This is a genomic window from Arthrobacter sp. B3I4 (assembly GCF_030816855.1).
Classification (GTDB): domain Bacteria; phylum Actinomycetota; class Actinomycetes; order Actinomycetales; family Micrococcaceae; genus Arthrobacter.
This window is the reverse complement of the sequence record NZ_JAUSYK010000001.1, coordinates 317,530-336,012: the sequence shown is the minus strand read 5'-3', so window position 1 is coordinate 336,012 and position 18,483 is coordinate 317,530. Positions and strand designations below refer to the sequence as shown.

Annotated in this window: 15 protein-coding genes; 5 read left to right on the top strand and 10 right to left on the bottom strand. The window is 69.2% G+C overall.

The window, feature by feature from the left end:
• The first annotated feature begins 1 nt into the window (after position 1).
• From QFZ61_RS01560 to QFZ61_RS01550, 3 genes are all read left to right on the top strand, one after another.
• Complete coding sequence (locus tag QFZ61_RS01560) at positions 2-856, top strand: Rieske (2Fe-2S) protein (RefSeq protein WP_307032682.1); 855 nt, start codon at positions 2-4, stop codon at positions 854-856.
• A gap of 175 nt (positions 857-1,031) precedes the next feature.
• Entirely contained in the window at positions 1,032-3,851 is a 2,820-nt protein-coding gene (gene ppc, locus QFZ61_RS01555) for a phosphoenolpyruvate carboxylase (protein ID WP_307032681.1), read from the top strand.
• 39 nt (positions 3,852-3,890) lie between these two features.
• Positions 3,891-4,196: a hypothetical protein gene (locus tag QFZ61_RS01550; RefSeq protein ID WP_307032680.1), complete on the top strand. Its 306-nt coding sequence runs from the start codon at positions 3,891-3,893 to the stop codon at positions 4,194-4,196.
• A 31-nt stretch (positions 4,197-4,227) separates the two neighbouring features.
• On the opposite strand, the gene QFZ61_RS01545 is transcribed toward QFZ61_RS01550, so the two are convergent.
• Both QFZ61_RS01545 and QFZ61_RS01540 read right to left on the bottom strand, forming a co-directional pair.
• The gene (locus QFZ61_RS01545; protein WP_307032677.1) at positions 4,228-4,848 is read right to left on the bottom strand and encodes a DedA family protein; all 621 of its coding nucleotides are present in this window, start codon (positions 4,846-4,848) and stop codon (positions 4,228-4,230) included.
• Between the two features lie 56 nt (positions 4,849-4,904).
• The gene (locus QFZ61_RS01540; protein ID WP_307037946.1) at positions 4,905-5,834 is read right to left on the bottom strand and encodes an RluA family pseudouridine synthase; all 930 of its coding nucleotides are present in this window, start codon (positions 5,832-5,834) and stop codon (positions 4,905-4,907) included.
• Between the two features lie 221 nt (positions 5,835-6,055).
• On the opposite strand from QFZ61_RS01540, the gene QFZ61_RS01535 reads away from it, so the two are divergent.
• Positions 6,056-6,703 (top strand): YitT family protein, encoded by a 648-nt coding sequence (locus tag QFZ61_RS01535; RefSeq protein ID WP_307032675.1) that lies wholly within the window; start codon positions 6,056-6,058, stop codon positions 6,701-6,703.
• A 7-nt stretch (positions 6,704-6,710) separates the two neighbouring features.
• Here the strand turns inward: QFZ61_RS01535 and QFZ61_RS01530 are convergent, their stop codons facing one another.
• From QFZ61_RS01530 to QFZ61_RS01500, 7 genes are all read right to left on the bottom strand, one after another.
• Complete coding sequence (locus QFZ61_RS01530; RefSeq protein ID WP_307032673.1) at positions 6,711-7,559, bottom strand: DNA-formamidopyrimidine glycosylase family protein; 849 nt, start codon at positions 7,557-7,559, stop codon at positions 6,711-6,713.
• Entirely contained in the window at positions 7,552-12,558 is a 5,007-nt protein-coding gene (locus QFZ61_RS01525; RefSeq protein ID WP_307032672.1) for a DNA glycosylase AlkZ-like family protein, read from the bottom strand. The genes QFZ61_RS01530 and QFZ61_RS01525 overlap by 8 nt, the downstream gene beginning before the upstream one ends.
• Positions 12,559-12,612: 54 nt before the next feature.
• A complete protein-coding gene (locus tag QFZ61_RS01520; RefSeq protein WP_307032670.1) occupies positions 12,613-13,275 on the bottom strand; it encodes a DUF4232 domain-containing protein in 663 nt (220 codons plus the stop codon).
• 139 nt (positions 13,276-13,414) lie between these two features.
• Entirely contained in the window at positions 13,415-14,191 is a 777-nt protein-coding gene (locus QFZ61_RS01515) for a YcnI family protein (protein ID WP_307032668.1), read from the bottom strand.
• Between the two features lie 116 nt (positions 14,192-14,307).
• Positions 14,308-14,940 carry a hypothetical protein gene (locus QFZ61_RS01510; RefSeq protein ID WP_307032666.1) on the bottom strand — a complete coding sequence of 211 codons (633 nt, stop codon included), beginning with the start codon at positions 14,938-14,940 and terminating at the stop codon, positions 14,308-14,310.
• A 67-nt stretch (positions 14,941-15,007) separates the two neighbouring features.
• Positions 15,008-15,751, bottom strand: coding sequence for an enoyl-CoA hydratase/isomerase family protein (locus tag QFZ61_RS01505; protein WP_307032664.1), 744 nt, complete (start codon positions 15,749-15,751; stop codon positions 15,008-15,010).
• Positions 15,748-17,064, bottom strand: coding sequence for an MFS transporter (locus QFZ61_RS01500; protein WP_307032662.1), 1,317 nt, complete (start codon positions 17,062-17,064; stop codon positions 15,748-15,750). The genes QFZ61_RS01505 and QFZ61_RS01500 overlap by 4 nt, the downstream gene beginning before the upstream one ends.
• 284 nt (positions 17,065-17,348) lie before the next feature.
• Here QFZ61_RS01500 and QFZ61_RS01495 point away from each other — a divergent pair, with 284 nt between their 5' ends.
• Positions 17,349-18,149 (top strand): IclR family transcriptional regulator, encoded by an 801-nt coding sequence (locus tag QFZ61_RS01495; protein ID WP_307032661.1) that lies wholly within the window; start codon positions 17,349-17,351, stop codon positions 18,147-18,149.
• A 29-nt stretch (positions 18,150-18,178) separates the two neighbouring features.
• Here QFZ61_RS01495 and QFZ61_RS01490 read toward each other — a convergent pair whose 3' ends face one another.
• Positions 18,179-18,421, bottom strand: a complete 243-nt coding sequence (locus tag QFZ61_RS01490) for a hypothetical protein (RefSeq protein WP_307032659.1) — start codon at positions 18,419-18,421, stop codon at positions 18,179-18,181.
• Positions 18,422-18,483 lie beyond the last annotated feature (62 nt).

Here is an 18,483-nt window from a genome sequence, read left to right as displayed (position 1 = left end):
CATGAACCCGCTAGATTCCTTCGTAGCATCCATCGAGCGCTTCGATCGGCTGGACGGTTTCGCTTCCTCTCTCTCCGAGGTGGTCGGCAAGGCGGTAAAGCCGCGCGCCGTCCGGAACATCCTCAGCGGCACCGTCGTCGGCCATCCGCTGCACCCGGTGCTCACGGACGTTCCGATCGGTGCTTGGAGCATGGCCGGCCTGTTGGATCTGGTCGGCGGCAAGGCCATGGAGCCGGCCGCGGACCTGCTGGTATCCGTGGGCATCGCGGCGGCCGTTCCGACGGCGGCGGCCGGCCTCAACGACTGGTCCGACACCCAGGGGAAGCCGCGCAGGGTCGGGTTGGTGCATGCTGCGGCCAACAGCATGGCGCTGTGCCTTTATGGGGCCTCTGCCGTCGCCCGCGCGAAGGGAAACCGCGGGCTGGGCAAATCATTCGGCCTGGCGGGGCTCGGAGCCCTGATGTTCGGCGGGTTCCTGGGCGGCCACCTCAGCTACGCCAATGCGGTCAATGTGAACAAGACGGCGGACCGGAACGGTCCCTCGAAGTGGACTCCGGTGCTGGACGACGCGGACCTGCCCGACGGCGAGCACCGCAAGGTCGACGCCGGCAAGGTCTCCGTGCTGCTCTACCGCTCAGGATCGAACATCCTGGCCGTGGACAGTGTGTGCAGCCACATGGGCGGGCCGCTTGAAGAGGGGGACATTGCCGACGGCTGCGTCGTCTGCCCCTGGCACGGGAGCACCTTCAGCCTGGACGACGGCAGCGTCGTCCGCGGCCCGGCCACCCGCCCGCAGCCGGCCTATGAGACACGGGTGAACGAGGGGCGCATCGAACTCCGCCGGAAAACGGTATAGCCCTCGCCGGCGGGCGCCGGACTGGCCGCCCCTGAACGCAAAGACGCCGGGCACGATCTGAGACGGATTCCCCGCAGGAGGGTGAGCCGAGTAACATCCCATGGGTACAAGTAACCCGGCTCACAGTATCCAGCGCAGTGTACGAGCCAAGTCGAACCCTCGAAAGATTGTTTCCATGGCTGACACTGCCTTGACTCCCGGCACCGATCTCGCCTCCGAGCTGCGCGCCGACGTCCGCCGGGTGTCCACCCTTCTCGGCGAATCCCTGGTCCGCCAGCACGGCCCGGAACTGCTCGATCTCGTGGAGCAGGTGCGTCTGCTCACCAAGGAATCGAAGGAGGCCGCGCGGGGCGGCGCTGATGCGACCGGTCCGTGGAGCTCGTACGACGTCGTCGCCCAGGTCCGTGAGCTGCTCGGCTCGTTGCCGCTTGAGCAGGCTACCGATCTGGTGCGGGCTTTCGCCTTCTACTTCCACCTGGTCAACGCCGCCGAACAGGTGCACCGGGTCCGGGGGCTGCGGAACCGGCAGGAAAAGGACGGCTGGCTGGCCAAAGCCGTCACGGAGATCGCAGAAAAGGCCGGGACTGCCGTGCTGCAGGATGTTGTGAACGAACTCGACGTCAGGCCGGTCTTCACCGCGCACCCCACCGAGGCCTCCCGCCGTTCGGTCCTGGACAAGGTCCGCCGGCTCTCCGATGTGCTGGCCGAAACCACCGCGGAGGGGACCACGGCCCGCCGCCGCCAGAACCGGCAGCTGGCCGAGGTGATCGACCAGATGTGGCAGACCGATGAGCTCCGCCAGGTCCGGCCCACCCCCGTGGACGAAGCCCGGAACGCGATCTACTACCTCACCGGCATCCTCACCGACGCCATGCCGGAGATGCTCTCGGACCTGTCAGAACTCCTCGACGGGCAGGGAGTCACCCTCCCCGTCTCGAAGTCACCGATCCGCTTCGGATCGTGGATCGGCGGCGACCGGGACGGCAACCCCAACGTCACGGCCGGGGTCACCCGCGAGATTCTGCAGATCCAGAACCAGCACGCCATCCGGATCAGCATCGCGCTGATCGACGGGCTGATCTCCATCTTGTCCAACTCGACCGCACTGGCCGACGCCGACCAGGCGCTGCTGGAGTCGATCGACGTCGACCTGAAGAACCTGCCCGGGCTGGACCGCCGCGTCCTGGAGCTCAACGCCCAGGAACCGTACCGGCTCAAGCTGACCTGCATCAAGGCTAAGCTGCTCAACACCGGCCGCCGGGTCGCCTCCGGTTCGGCCCATGAGCCGGGCCGTGATTACGCCGCCACCGCGGAGCTCCTGGCCGAGCTGGCCCTGCTGGATACCTCGCTGCGGCACCACCACGCCGGTCTCGCCGCCGACGGTGCGCTCGCCCGGGTCCGTCGCGCCATCGCTTCCTTCGGGTTGCACCTGGCGACGCTGGACATCCGCGAACACGCCGACTACCACCACGACGCCGTCGGGCAGCTGATGGACCGCCTCGGCGGACCAGGCGTGCGTTACGCCGAGTTGAGCCGGGCTGAGCGGTTCGAGGTGCTCGGCGCCGAGCTCGCTTCCCGCCGCCCGCTTTCCGGCCATCCGATCAAGCTCGACGGCGCCGCGGACGGCACGTACGACGTCTTCCGCGAAATCCGCCGCGCCCTGCGGACCTACGGTCCGGACGTGATCGAGACCTACATCATTTCGATGACCCGCGGCGCCGACGACGTCCTGGCCGCCGCCGTCCTGGCCCGCGAAGCCGGGCTGGTCAGCCTCTTCGGCGAGGCGCCCTACGCCAGGATCGGCTTCGCCCCGCTGCTGGAAACTGTGGAGGAACTGCGGGCCTCGGCCGAGATCGTCGATGCGCTGCTGTCCGATTCGTCCTACCGGGAACTGGTCCGCTTGCGCGGCGACATGCAGGAGATCATGCTCGGCTACTCCGACTCCAACAAGGAATCCGGCGTGATCACCAGCCAGTGGGAAATCCACAAGACGCAGCGGAAACTGCGCGATGTCGCGGCCAAGCACGGTGTCCGCGTGCGGCTCTTCCACGGCCGGGGCGGGTCGGTGGGCCGCGGCGGTGGCCCCACCTACGACGCGATCATGGCCCAGCCCAACGGCGTGCTCGAGGGGGAAATTAAGTTCACCGAACAGGGCGAGGTCATCTCCGACAAGTACTCGCTGCCCGAGCTCGCCCGCGAGAACCTGGAACTCTCGCTCGCCGCGGTGCTGCAGGGTTCGGCGCTGCACCGCACCCCGCGCACCTCCGAAGACCAGCGCGAGCGCTACGGCCACGTTATGGAAACCATTTCCGACGCCGCGTTCGCCCAGTACCGGACCCTGATCGATGACCCGGACCTCCCGGCGTATTTCATGGCGTCCACACCGGTGGAGCAGTTGGGGTCGCTGAACATCGGGTCCCGGCCCTCCAAGCGCCCCGATTCCGGCGCGGGCCTGGAGGGTCTGCGCGCCATCCCGTGGGTGTTTGGCTGGACCCAGTCGCGGCAGATCGTTCCCGGCTGGTTCGGCGTCGGTTCCGGACTCAAGGCCGCCCGCGAGGCAGGCCACTCGGCCCAGCTGGGGGAGATGATGGAGGGCTGGCACTTCTTCCGGTCGGTGCTCTCCAACGTTGAGATGACCCTGGCCAAGACGGATATGGACATCGCCGGCTACTACGTCTCGACCCTGGTCCCGGCCGAGCTGCACCGGCTGTTCCGCACTATCCGGGCCGAGTACGACCTGACGGTCGCCGAGGTCCGCAAGCTCACCGGCGAGGATCTGCTGCTGGACGCGCAGCCGACGCTCAAGCGCTCACTCGAGATCCGCGACCAGTATCTGGACCCGATCAGCTACCTGCAGGTGGAACTGCTGCGCCGCATCAGGGCCGAAGGCACAGCCGGCGGGGACATGTCCAACGCCGAGATCGACGAACGCCTCCAGCGGGCTATGTTGATCACCGTGAACGGGGTCGCTGCCGGACTGCGCAACACCGGTTAGCCCCCCAGCCTCCCCGCCGTCGGCGGCTAGGGTGGATCCATGCCGTCGTTCCAGACCAGACTCAAAATTACCGGACTCAAACCGGGCAATCCGCCAGAAGCGGTGATGGCGGCAGCCGTGGAGGCGCTGGGGACGCGGCACCATGTCGAATCCAACCAGCTCGAGCTCGCCGGCGGGGTTCCGCAGCTGAACCTGCGTTTTCTGGTGGACGCCACGGCTTATGCGGCGGAGAACAGCCAGGCGCTGACGTCGGCCGCGATGATGCGCGACGCCGTCGAACGTGTTGCGTTGACCGGGACGCTGACGGTGCTGCGGCGCAACCGCGGCCGGTGGGCGCCGATCTAATCCCTCGGTCTAGCGCCGGCTCTCACGCCGGTTAGAAGTCCAGTTCCTCGTCCTCGACCACGGGGGAGCGGTTGCCCCGGCGGCGGGTGACGATGAGTCCGATGACGGCACCGATCACCAGACCTACGCCCACCCCGATCAGGGAGCTTGCCCAGAATGGCAGCCTTGTGGCCGAGCCGGTGGCGTAGCCCAGACCGACCGACCAGACCGCCCACAGCGTGCCGCCCAAGGCGGCGCAGAAGCTGAAGCCGCGCGTGGACACGTTGGCGATCCCTGCCGCGGCGGTGGTGGCGAGCCGCCCGCCGGGAATGAAGCGGATTCCGATGATGGCCCCGTACGTGGACGAGCGGCCGGCCTTGGCGATGGCCTGGTGGACGGCGCTGTGGAATTTCCGGCCCCAGCTCCAACGGTCCAGGACGTGACTTAGGCGGCGCTTGAACAGCTGGAAGACCACGAGGTCGCCGATCCAGGAGGCCAGCGCCGCGAGGATGCCGACCAGAAAAACGTTGGCGCGGCCGTCGGCGGAGAGGGCTCCGCCGGTGATGACCACCATCTCGGAGGGGACCGGCGGAAAGATGGCGTCGCCAAGGACGATGGGGACGATCCAGAAGTAGATCGCGGATCCCCAGGTGTCCGCATTCGCCAGGTCCATGGGCACAAGTTACCGCATATCTTCCGCGGCGGGGTGCCGGCCCTCAGGGGAGTGCGTCAGGAGGCTTCGGAAAGTTCCAACCGGCTGCGGTACTCCACCGGGCTGCCGGAGATCGGGTCGACGAAACGGATGCCGCGGGCCAGCAGTTGCAGCGGCTTAGCGTAGTCATCGGGCGCCTTGTCCAGCAGCTCGGGATAGAACGCATCGTTCACGATCCCAAGTCCCAGCGACGCCATGTGGACGCGCAGCTGGTGGGTCTTCCCCGAATGCGGCTCCAGGCGGTACAGCGCGCGGACCGGGACCCCCGGAGCGGCGAAAGTGCGGAGCCGCTCGATCCGGGTTTCGGCGTTGGGCTCGCCCTCAATCACCTCGGCGAGCAGGTAGCTCCGGGACTTGGTCATCCGGTTCCGCACCACTACGGGGAAGTCGACGCCGGGATACCCAGGCGCGGGTTCGGCCGCGGACACGCACTCGTATTCCTTCTGGACCTGGCGCTTCTCGAAGAGCACCTGGTATTTCCCGCGGGTCTCCGGGTTCGTGGAGAGCAGCAGGATGCCGGCGGTCATGCGGTCCAGGCGGTGCATCGGGATCAGGTCCGGCAGCTGCAGCTGGTTGCGCAACCGGACCAGAGCAGATTCCTGAATGTAGGTGCCGCCGGGGGTGGTGGGCAGGAAGTGCGGTTTGTCAACGACCAGGAGGTGGTCGTCCTGGTGCAGGATGTTCAGTTCCACCGGGATCCGCGTCTCCGGCGGCAGCGTGCGGTAGTACCAGATGAAGGTGTAGCGCTGCAGCGGGGTGGTGCGGTCCAGCGGAATGCCGGCGTCGCCGACGATTTCCCCGGCGTCGAAGCGGTCCTCGATGCCCTGTGGGTCGATGTGGCCCCACCGGTGCATCATGTAATCCATGGCGGTCTCCCAGGGCCCTTCCTCCGGCAAACGCAGGCGGGTCGCGTTCACGCCGTCGCGCACGGGCAGGGGGGATTGCATCACGGACCTATTCTACTTTGCCGCCCTTGGCTGGCTCCCGCCCGGGTGTCCCGACAGCGGCCGGGCTCGCGGGTTCCCGCCCGGCTCGACGTTTCGAAACGGCGAGCCGGGACGGAACCCACGGAACGGGAGGCCCCTCGAAAGAGGCTGGGGGCGGGAATGGGCATGGCCGGCGGAATGCGGCTCCGGAGGCGCCCCCGGAGGGTGGCAGGATAGTGCCTGTGATGACGCGCAGACTCCTTCAGCTCCTGATTGGCCTCGCCATGTTCGGCGTATCCCTGGCCATGGTCGTCCGCGCTGGGCTTGGCTTGGCCCCGTGGGACGTCTTTCATCAGGGGCTTGCGGGCAGGGCCGGGCTGAGCCTTGGTGCGGTGCTGGTCATCGTCAGTTTTTTGGTGCTGCTGCTGTGGATTCCGCTCCGGCAGCGGCCTGGCGTGGGCACCGTCGCCAACGCCGTGCTGGTGGGTGTGTTTGCCGACGCCGGACTGGCGCTGATACCGCAGTTTTCCCACCTCGGCGGCCAGGTCGCACTGTTGGTCGGAGGGGTGTTGCTCAACGGTGTGGGCTCGGCTTTTTACATCGGCGCGCGCCTCGGACCGGGGCCGCGGGACGGGCTGATGACCGGGCTCGCGGCACGCACCGGGTGGACGGTGGGAGTCATCCGGACCGGCATCGAAGTGGTTGTCCTCGCCGCCGGCTGGCTCCTGGGCGGCGCGGTGGGCCTGGGGACCGTGCTGTACGCCCTGGCGATCGGCCCGCTGGTCCAGCTCATGCTGCCGAGATTTACTGTGCCGCAACCGGCTTCCCGGCGTGAAACGCTGCCCGAGCCGGAGGCCCCGGGGATCGGCACGTCGGCGCCGGCGTCGTAGCGCCCCGTCAGGCGGTTCCCGGTTTGCCGGGCGGCGGCTGGCAGCGCGGGCAGAAGTAGATGTCGCGCTCCTCGGTCCCGCTGTCCCTGGCGAGAACTCCGCGGCGGATGGGGGTGCCGCATTTAAGGCATGGCTGGTGTTCGCGCCGGTACACCCAGTAGCCGGGCCGGCCGGCCGTTCTGCCCACCGGGATGCCGCTGGCATTGAGCACAGTGGTCCGGCGCCCCGGGCCCAGGTTTGCCGACAGCAGGACCTTTGCGTCGGTGATCATGGCCGCGAGGTCCGGAACCGCTGAGACGGGCGACGCCGGGTGCACCCCGGAGAGGAAGCACGCCTCGCAGCGGTAGATGTTGCCGATGCCGGCCAGGTTGCGCTGGTCCAGCAGGGCGACGCCGACGGGCACCTCGGGTGCGGCGAGCAGGCGCCGTTCGGCCTCCACCATGTCCCAGTCGGGGCCGAGCAGGTCCGGTCCGAGGTGGCCCACGATGTTGGCCTCCTCCGCGGTCGGGATGACTTCCAGCAGGCCCAGGGAAAACCCGACGGCGTCCGCTGAGGCTGTGCGCAGCACGCAGCGGGCGGTGAACCCGGGCTTACGCCAGCGGCCGCCGGGAGGGTAAACCTGCCAGGTCCCCTCCATCTTCAGATGCGAGTGGATGGTGAGCCGGTCCACCGGCCGGGGGCCTGCCACCCGCATCAGCAGGTGTTTGCCGCGGGGCACGACCTCTTCAACGGTCCAGCCGCCCAGCTTGAGGGTCGCGAAGCGGGGCACCCGGAAGTCGGACGCGAGCAGCTCCTTGCCCGCCAGTGCCGCATGCAACTGCGCCGCGGCGCGGAACACGGAATCGCCCTCAGGCACGGATCCTCAACCCCTTCGGCGTGGAGTAGGCGCCGGCCTGGGCCAGGGCGCCGGCGACGGGGGTGTCCAGGATGCCGTGGCCGTTGACCTTTTCCATGATCAGCTTGTCGACGGCGCCGCGGGTCACCACCCCCACGAGGGCTGCGCCGGCGGCAGCGAGGACATCGGTGTCGGTGCTGAAGGCGAGCAGGGTCTTGCCCCCGCGCTCCACATACAGGACCAGCGCGCCGTCGACCAGCACCACGAGGGCGCCGGCCTTCCGGCCCGGTCGGTGGCCGGTTCCGGCTTCGACGTCGAGGGCCGGCCAGGGCAGGGCCGCGCCGTAGGGGTTGGCCGGGTCGGTGGCGGCGAGCGCCAGGGCGACCGGTTCGGCCTTGTGCACCTGGGCGTCCTCGACGTAGGACCGCAGCCGGTCCACCGTCGCCGGCACCGCGAACTGGGCAGCGCCGAGGTGTTCGATGAAGTAGCCGCGGCGGCAGCGTCCAGCTTCTTCCAGCCGGGCCAGCACCTTGTACATCAGGCCGAAGCCGCCCAGGATGTTCTCCGCCATGACCGAGCCCCGGGTGACTACGCCGTACCGGTCGAGCAGGAGTTCGGCGGTGGCCCGGGCGTGGATGGTGGGGTCCAGTTCCGGGGCCGGCAGGGCGGACCAGCGCCCCGCAGCCAGCGGAGGTGTGGCGGCACCGCCGGCAGTGCCGTACCGGCCGCCGGTGAGGCCGGGGGAGCCGAGCAGGCCGGTTCCGTGCGAGCGGCCCAGTCGACTGAGCCTCGGTGCGCGGGCCCGCGGGGCCCGCCCGACCTGCCGGTGCGCGGTATGCCCGCCGGCGATCAGGGCGCGGACCGGGGCGAAGGTGTCGCCGGTGATCCGGCCTGCCCAGGCCAGGTCCCAGAGCGCGGAGACGACGTCCTGGTCGCTCAGCACGGTGTCCATGCCGCCGGCAACGTCGGTCAGCTGCCGGAAGAAGTAGCCGCCGCCGTTGTTCTGGAGGTGGTCCAGCAGCCGCTGCTGGGCGTCCCCGGGCACGAAATCCAGGGCAGGGTTCAGCGTCAGTTCGGCTGAATCGGCGAGGTGCAGGCTGATCCAGCCGTCGTTGCCGGGCAGCGAGCCGGCCCCTGACCAAAGGACCTCCCCGGCGGCCATGAGTTCGTCCAGCATCGCAGGCTGGTAGTTGGAGACGCGGCTGGCCAGCACCAGCGGTTCCCAGGCGGACGCCGGAATCGGCACGCCGGAGAGTTGGTCGACGGCGGTGATGATGCCGTCGAGCCCCCGCAGCGCCGACTGTCCCCGGCTTCCTGGGGTCCGGACGTTTTGCCAGGCGGGCAGGAACCGCCCGTACGCGGCGTTGTCCACGGGCTCGACCTCGGCGCGCAGCGCTGCCAGCGAACGCCGGCGCAACTTGCGGAGCACCTCGGCGTCGCACCATTCGCTGACCGGACCCCCTGGCAGGACGACGGGCGGCGCAGCGGGCGGGGCGGGGGCGGGCGTGGCGGTTTCTTCGGAAACGTCCGCAGGGCCTTCATGCTCCGGCGGTGCGGCGTGGGGCCGGAACTCTCCTTCGACGACGCGTCCGTCAGCACCGAGCCGTTTCAGCGCGGTGCCGACGACGGCGACACCGAGCCCCAGCCGGGCGGCGGCCTCGGCGGCGGTGAACGGACCATGGGTGCGGGCGTAGCGTGAGACCAGGTCACCGAGGGGGTCCGCGACGGGTTCGATGAAGGCCAGCGGCACGCCCATCGGCAGCGGAACGCCGAGCGCGTCGCGCAGCCTCGCGGCGTCCTCGACGGCGGCGAACCGCTCGACGCCGCCGATGTTGACCTTGATGGCGCGGTTGGCCCGCTGCAGCACGGCCAGGTGCGCGGCGGCGTCGGCCGTGCTGGGGGCTGCACCGGCTATCCCCGCCGTGGCACTCTCGGCCCCCTCCAGCCGGACGGCGACTTCCTCGGGGGTGAGCGGACCCAGCAGCCGCAGCAGGTCGGCGACGCCCTCCAGCCCGCGCATCTTCCGGTCCGGGGCCAGCCGCTGCAGTTCACGCTCCGTGGCCTCGATGACCTTGGCGTCGAGCAGTTCGCGCAGCTCCACCCGGCCCAGCAGCTCATTCAGCAGGGTCGAATCCAGCGCCAGCGCGGCGGCGCGGCGCTCGGCCAGCGGCGAATCCCCTTCATAGAGGAACTGCGCCACGTAGCCAAAGAGCAGGGACTTGGCGAACGGCGAGGGCTGCTGCGTGGTGGTCTGCAGGATCCGTAGCTCGCGCCGCTCGATCGAGGCCGCGATGTCCTTCAGAGCCGGCAGATCGTAGACGTCCTGCAGGCATTCGCGCACTGTTTCCAGCACGATCGGGAACGTCGGGTACTTCCGTGCAACGTCCAGCAGCTGGGCGGAGCGCTGCCGCTGCTGCCACAGCGGCTGCCGTTTGCCCGGGGTCTGCCGCGGCAGCAGCAGGGCCCGCGCGGCGCACTCCCGGAAGCGGGACGCGAACAGGGCACTGCCGCCCACCTCCGCGGTGACGATCTGTTCAAGCTCTTCGGGTTCGAACAGGAACAGCTCCGCTCCCGGCGGTTCGTCCTCCATCATCGGCACCCGCAGCACGATGCCGTCGTCGGCAGCCATCGCGGAGCCGTCCATCCCGTAGCGCTGGTGCAGCCGCTGGCCGACGGCGAGGGCCCAGGGCGCATGGACGGGCATGCCGAACGGGCTGTGCAGCACCACCCGCCAGTCCCCGAGTTCGTCATGGAACCGCTCCACCACTAGGGTCGTATCGCTGGGAACCACCTCGGTGGCGGCTTTCTGTTCGGCGAGGTACTGGATCAGGTTGTTGGCGGCGAAATCGTCCAGGCCGCTTGCTTTACAGCGTTCGGCGGCCGGCCCGACGTCGGACGCGGAAAGTTCGCGCACGAACGCACCGAGGGCCCGTCCCAGGTCCACCGGGCGGCCGAGGGAATCGCCCTTCCAGAACGGGAGCTTGCCGGGCTGACCGAAGGCGGGGGAGACCAGGACGCGGTCGTGCGTGATGTCCTCGATCTTCCAGCTGGTCGCGCCGAGGGCGAAGACGTCGCCGACGCGCGACTCGTAGACCATTTCCTCGTCGAGTTCACCGACCCGGCGCCCGCCCTTGGCGGTCGACGCCGTCCCCGCAGCTTTGGCGTCCCCGGAGCTTGAACCGCCGGACCCGGACCCCCCGGAGGAACCGGTGCCCTCCACCTCGGTGCCGATGATGTACACGCCGAACAGGCCGCGGTCCGGGATGGTGCCGCCGGAGGTCACGGCCAGCCGCTGCGCGCCCGGGCGTCCCTCGATGGTGCCGGCGTTGCGGTCCCAGACGATCCGGGGCCGCAGCTCGGCGAACTCGTCCGAGGGGTAGCGGCCGGCCAGCAGGTCCAGCGTCGCCTCGAACGCGGAGCGGGGGAGCGAGGCGAACGGGGCGGAGCGGCGCACGGTCGAGAACCACTCCTCGACATCGATCGCACCCAGCGCGGTCGCCGCGACGGTCTGTTGGGCCAGGATGTCCAGCGGGTTCGCCGGGACGAACAGCCGTTCGATCTTGCCGTCCAGCATGCGCTCGACGGTGATGGCCGTGTGGACCAGGTCCGCCCGGTGCTTGGGGAAGAGCACGCCCTGGGAGACCTCACCGACCTGGTGGCCGGCGCGGCCCACGCGCTGCAGCCCGCTGGCCACCGACGGCGGCGACTCGACCTGAACCACGAGGTCCACGGCGCCCATGTCGATGCCAAGTTCCAGCGAGGAGGTTGCCACCACGCAGCGCAGCCGGCCGGATTTCAGGTCGTCCTCGATCAGGGCACGCTGGTCCTTGGATACGGAACCGTGGTGCGCCCTGGCCAGTACCGGATCCGCGCCGGAGGTGCTGCCGGCCTGGGCCATCATGTGCGCCGGTGTTGCCGTGGAGGCGGGCAAACCGCCCGCGGAGCCGGCGGAGCCGCCGGGTTCATCCCATCCGCCGCCTTCGGCCATCAGTTGGCGTTCGGCGTAGATCTCGTTGAGCCGGGCGGTGAGCCGTTCGGCGAGCCGGCGGGAGTTGGCAAAGACAATGGTGGACTGGTTGGCCAGCACCAGGTCGACGATTTTCTCCTCCACGTGCGGCCAGATGGAGGCCTGCGGCTGCAGGCCGGACGCGGGACCCGAATCGAAGGCCCCGGCAGCGCCCTGGAGGTCGGACATGTCCTCCACTGGCACCGACACCGTCAGGTCCCACGTCTTCTTCGACGGCGGCGCCACGATTTCCACCGGCGCGGAGCCGGCCAGGAACTGCGCTACCAGTTCCTTCGGCTCCACCGTCGCCGAGAGGCCGATCCGCTGGGCCGGCTTGGGCAGCAGCGCATCGAGCCGCTCGAGCGAGACGGCCAGGTGCGCGCCGCGCTTGGTCCCGGCGACGGCGTGGACCTCGTCGACGATGATGGTGTCCACCTCGTCGAGGGTCTCGCGCGCCTTCGAGGTGAGCATCAGGAACAGGGATTCGGGGGTGGTGATGAGGATGTCCGGCGGGTGGCTCAGCAGCGAGCGGCGGTCCGCCGCCGTCGTATCGCCGGAGCGCACCCCCACGGTGGTCAGCGGCGCCGGCAGGCCGAGTCGCTTCGCCGTCTGGGTGATCCCGATCAGCGGGGCGCGGAGGTTGCGTTCGACGTCGACGCCAAGCGCCTTGAGCGGCGAGATGTACAGCACGCGGGTTTTCCGCTTCGGGGCTTTCTGCCGGGCCGCTTTGGCAGTGCCGGCGCCCGGCCCGGGGAGGCCTGGAAGTTCCGCCGGCGCCGCCGGTGCCGAGACCAGTAGCCGGTCCAGCGCCCAGAGGAACGCGGCGAGGGTTTTACCGGAACCGGTCGGGGCTACCACCAAGGCGTGCGAGCCCGAGGAGATGGCGTTCCAGGCGCCGTTCTGGGCCGGGGTGGGCGCGGAAAAGGCGCCCAGAAACCATTCCCGGGTCGGCCGGCTGAACCGGTCCATGGCCTCGGCCGCAAGTGTGCCGCCGGCGCGTTCCTGCCCCTTCATTCCTCCATCATGCCCTACGGCACCGACAGTGTTTCCCGGCGCCCGGACCGCAGGCTACACCGCGGTGAAGGCCCCGATGGTCAGGAGGTGGATTCCCGGCTCGGTGCAGGCGTCCTTGGGGGCGGCGACGAACAGCGACGCCGTATCCTCCGGCGGGTAGACCCGGAAACCGGCAGCGGGGGTGCGGGTGCAGCCCTGGTAGTTCCCGGCTTGGGTGTAGCGCAGCACCGCGCTCCCTGCCTTGCCCGGGGCGAGCAGCACGTCGGCAACCGGGGTGGAGTCGTCCCGGCTCGCCGCCGCGCCGATCGGCTCCCCGGTGGCGTTGGCAGTGAGGGACACGCCCGCGAAGCCCTTGAGCAGGCATGGCTCGGCGCCGGAGTTCGTGAGCATCAACTTCATGTAGACGCTGCCGGCCGCGCCGCCTCCGGTGGCGTCAAGGCTGCCGGTCAGGTTGGCAGCCTTGCACAGGGCGGGGCCAGCCGGGGCTGGCGAGGTCGCAACGGCGGCGGCCCCGGACCCGGTCTGGGACGGGCTGGCGGAGCTGGGCTGGCTGGACTGGCTCGGTGATGACGACGTCGGGGACGACGACGACGCCGGCGCCGGGCTCGCGGCGGCCTGGGGCTGGGACTGGGCGCAGCCGCTGAGCAGCAGCGCGGCCGCAGCGGCTGCCGTCACCGAAGTAATTACCAGTCTGTGTTTCTTCTGCTGAGGCCTCATGGCTCAACTTTTATGGCCCCCGGTTGCCTTAGTCAACGATGCCACGACGGCCAGCCCCGATTGATGCCCGGATTGTGATTTCCGGGCATCAACCGGGGTCCATCAACCGGCGCCGCCGAGAGCGCCCGGCGGCCCTGCGTTACTTCGTGGGTGCCGGGCCCGCGGCAGGGACCCGGGCGGGTGCGGGCTTCCTGCTCCGGAGCAAGGCGAGCCCACCCAGGAGCAGCCCGCCCACGCCGGCGACCAGGCCAGCCCAGCTGCGCGCCCCGCCGTCGTCGGTCGTAGCAGAGGCCTGGGCGGCGTCGATCGGCGCAGCACCCCCGTGTCCGCCGGCTGCCGTGCCGTGCGCGTCGGCCGACGCGGGAGCGGCAGAGATCGTCAGCGAGGGTGCCGGTGTCTTCAGCGCATGCCCGTCCTGGCCTTCGGCCGGGATCTGCGACCAGTCCACCTGGCCGGCTTCGCAGGTCTGCAGGGTCGGGAAGTACAGGGTCTTGCCCGCCGCATCCGGCAGCTTGACCGAGAGCACCAGCGTGTCCCGGAGCTCATGGCTGAGCGGCTCCTTGGCGGTGTAGACGATCTGGCTTGTCCGCTTGGTGATCGCCGAGCCGTCAGCCAGCTTCTTCGGCTCCGCCAGTTGCTCCGTGACCTTGGTGGCGGTCCAGTTCGGGTTCACGTTCGGCTGTGCATCGTTGAGCTCGGGTGGCAGCGTGATGGCCACCTTCACGGTGCTCGATTCCTCGCAGCCGTGCGGTATGGCGAAGCTCAGCAGGGCGGGGGAGTTCGCCGCGGTCTTGTCCGGGGAGACGCCGACATGGGCCGAGACGGCGCCGATGCCGGCGAGCATCAGTACCGAGGTGCTGCCGGTGACGGCGGCGGCTGCGAGGGCGCGGCGGAGGGCGGTTTTGTGCTGTGACATGGTCAAAGAAGTGCCTTTCAGGCGTGCGCGCAAGAGGGCGCAGGGAAGGGAAGCGCGGCGGAACCGCCGGCCGGAGCATCGGCAGTGGCAGGAACGGCTGCGGCGCTAAGGGAAGGTTAGGAAGGAACGACGACGGCGGGCGGCCCGCGCCGGCAATCGCGCCGCAGGTTCCGCCACGGCAACGGGATGCCCGCATCTGACCGGGATGGCAGGACCGGCGCCGGAACAGGGCGCGGCGTTGCAGCAGCCGGGAGCTGGACGAGCGGGCGGAGCCATGCCGCGAGGGACCACAGGGCGTCCTCGCCTTTGGCCAGGAGCAGGGCGCAGGTGAGCGTGGCCACCGCGTGGCCGATCAGCATCGACACTGCGAGGGCCGAATCGAGTTCGTGCAGCTGGACGTGCGCCGCCGGGACTGGAACGCCCGCCGGTCCCGGGTGGTGCGAGGGGGCAGGGGTGCCGCCGGTGATGGTGCCGGTCAGGTTGCCGGGGGTGCTGAAGGCCGAGAACGCCTCGTGCAGCACCACCTGCCCGGCTCCGAGCAGGCCGGCCATCGCGGGAAGGGTCAGCTTCAGCCGGGTGGCGGCGGTCGACACCAGGCCGGTCAGGGCCAGCAAAGCGAATAGAATCGCCGGGGCGGGAAGCTGGCCGCCGGCCAGCACGTGGGCGCCGGCGGCGAGAGTCAGGATCGTCGAGGCGACCGCTGCGGAGCGGAGCGCTTGGAAAGGCGTCCGCGACCGGGGTGTGCGCACGAAGACCTCCCTCACGGCTCGACGTTGACTGTGGTTTACGCCAATTCTACCGGCCGTCGAAGTCTTCCTAGCTCATCTTGTGGCGCAGGAATTGTTCCAGCCGGTCAAGGAACTCCTCCGGGTCCGCCGCCGGCTCTTGGGGGAGACCGCGGATGGGGTCGTCCACCGGAGCAAGCCCCCGGTTCACTGCCGCTTTGGCGGCCCGGAGCGATGCCTGCGACATGCGGCCCCATCGCCCCGTCAACTGTGCGACTTCCTCGACGCCGGCGCCGTCGGGAACCACCGTCGTCACGAGCCCCATCGCCAGCGCCTCCGCCGCGGTCAGCAACTTCCCGCCGTATAGAAGGTTCTTGGTCCGGGAGGGGCCGATCCGTAGCGACATCCGGGTGGCGAACGTGGGCGGAATGAGCATGCCCAGCCGGGAGGTGGGCATACCGATCCTCGCCGCGGACTCGAGCACCTGCAGATCGCAGGCGAGGGCCAGCTGGCATCCAGCCCCGGTGGCCACGCCCTGCAGCAGGGCAATTGTGGGCACAGGAATGGCTTCAACGGCCTGCAGCGCCGCCTCGACGGCAGCAAAACCTGCGCTCACGTCGGCGCCGGTGGCCTCCCGCCATTCCCGCAGGTCGGAGCCGGAACAAAATGTGTTCCCGGTGCCGCGGATGACCACTGCCCGGACGGACGAATCGGCGGCGAGGCTCCGCGCGGAGGTTTCAAGGGCGTTCCACTGCGGGGACGTAAGGGCGTTAAACCGTTCACCGGTCCCCACTGTCAGCACTGCAACGCCGTCGTCGGCGACAGGGCTTCTCACACTACGCCGGTGACGTTTTCCGCCTCCGGGGCGGGCGCGGCGGAACGTTTGGGCAGCATGATCAACGCCAGCATGCTGATCAGGCAGCAGGCAAGAATGTAGATGGAGATGGCCGTGGACGTGCCCGTGGCCGACAGCAGGGCGGCCGCGATGAGGGGCGCCGGGCCACCGGCGACGATGCTGGCCAGCTGGTAGCCCATGCCCGCCCCGGTGTAGCGGATGTCGGCGTCGAAACTTTCAGCGATCAAGGCAGCCTGCGGCCCGTACTGGATGTCGTGGAGCATCAGGCTGAGCACGATGGCGATCGCTACCAGCAGCCCGTCGCGGGTGTTGAGCAGGCCGAAGTAGGGGAAGGCGTAAATAGCGGTCAGGACAATGCCGGTGCCGTAGACCTTTCGCCGGCCGAACCTGTCCGAGAGCCGGCCGAAGAGCGGAATGCTGATCAGACCCAGCGCGGCGGCGATGAGGGTGTAATCCAGGATCGAATTGCTGTTGAGCTTGAGCTGGCGGGAGGTATAGGTAAGGACGAAGGTGATGAAGAGGTAGAACGGCGCCTGCTCCGACGTGCGGACCAGTGCTGTCAGCAAGACTTCCTTTGGCTGGCGCCTGAAGACCTCGATCAGGGGTGCCTTGACCACCTTGTCGGCCTTCCGGACGGCCTCAAATTCCGGGCTCTCAATCACGCGCAGCCGGACGAAGAGACCCACGCCGACCAGCAGGATGCTGAGGAGGAACGGGATTCGCCAGCCGTACGCGACGAAACCCTCCGTGCCGGTCAATCCGGAGGTGATGCGGACGATGCCGGTGGAGAGGACGAGCCCGATCGGTACGCCCATCTGCGGCCAGCTGGCGGAGAGCCCGCGGCGTTCCACATGGCCCCACTCCATGCTGAGCAGGACCGAGCCGCCCCACTCGCCGCCGACGCCGATTCCCTGGATGATGCGCAGGGTGACGAGGAGGATAGGCGCGGCGATGCCGATGCTTTCGTAGGTCGGCAGCAAGCCGATCAGCACGGTACCGAAAGCCATCAGGAACAGCGTCGCCATCAGGGTGGTCTTGCGGCCGATCCGGTCCCCGTAATGCCCGAAAATGGCTGCCCCGACGGGGCGGGCGACGAAGCCGACGAACTGGGTGGCGAACGCCGCCAGGACCCCGGCGAAGGCGTTCTGGCCGGGAAAGAACAGCTGCGGGAACACCAGCGCCGCCGCCGTGCCGTAGAGGAAAAAGTCGTACCACTCGATAGTGGTCCCGACGACGCTTGCCATCGTGGCACGCCGCACTGCCTGTGCCCGGGTGACTTCCTGAACTTTCATCACATCACTCCATTTCTAAGGGTGTGGGCGAAGTGTCCTCGGTAGAGAAGCCATCCGGCGCTCCAGAGGGAGAGTCGCGGCCGAGTGTCCGGGGCATTGGCTCATGTGGTTACCGCTTCCGGCTCACCGTTCGGTGCACTGTGCGGCGGCTGTAATTTCGCATCAGCAAAACCCATATGGTGGTTTTGCAACCCATAGTGCGAGCCTAAGCTGGATGTGTCAACGGTCAGTTCCGAGATGTCTCACTGGCTGAGCCGGGCCCCCGGGAAGGAAGAGGGTGGCAGATGAGTGGCGGAAGTGCAGCTGCCAACGAGAAGCGCCTGAAATCCACCCCGGTCCTCGTGCTGGGCAAGGTCAGCGACATCCTGAACTGCTTCTCCGTCGATTCCCCGGAACCAACGCTTCAGCAGATCGCCCGCGCCACGGGGTTGCCCGCGAGCACGTGCCAGCGGCTGGTCCAGAACATGGTGCACGAAGGATTCCTGGACCGCGACGGGGACCGCTACCGGATCGGGTTGAGGCTGGTGCAGTGGGCGGCCCCCGGCACTCTGGGCCTGGACATTGTTCGGCTGGTCCGGCCCATCCTCCAAGAGCTCCGGGACGCGACGGGGGAGACGGCCTGTCTATATCTGCGCGATGGGCTGCACCGCACGGTGGTGGCCGTGGCGGAGACCCGGCACGTCGTTATGCGGCCCTTCACGGTGGGCCAAGTCATGCCGATCCACGCCGGCGCTCCGGGGAAGATCTTCCTGGGTTTCGATCCCGGCGCCCGCAGCGCCCTGCTCGGGACCGACCTCACCCGGTTCACGCCGTCGACGCCGGTCAGCTGGGCGCAGCTGGACGAGCAGGCCGCGCAGGCCCGCCAGCAGGGGTACTTCGCGGCCTTCGGTGAGCGGCACAGCGACGTCGGATCGATCAGCGCGCCCGTCTTCCGGTACGACGGCGAGCTGGCAGCTGCGTTGGGCCTGGGATTCCCGGTCCAGCGCGTCAGCGCCGACGACGTCCCGCGACTCGGGCCGATGGTTGCCGCAGCCGGCCGGGCGGCCAGTGCCGCTTTAGGGTACCGGGCCCACAGCCAGGGGTGACGCCCGCGGCGGCCGTGCTGGCAGGGGGTTCAGCTGATCCGCTCAGCCAACGCCACGATGATCCCTTCGGGACCCCGCACGTAAGCCATCTGCCAGACATCCTCATACCGGCCGACGCCGCCGACCAACCCGTACCCTTCCGCGGCCAACCGGTCGACGTGGGCCTGCAGATCGCTGACTTCGAAGGCCAAGCTGCGCAGGCCTAATTCATTTGCCATCGCTGCCGGCGATCCGGGAGTGGAGGCGGGCCGGACGAAGCTGGAAAGCTCCACGCTTGCCCCTCCGCCGGGCGCGCGCAGCATGACGATCTCGGTGCGGGAGTCCGGGATAGCAA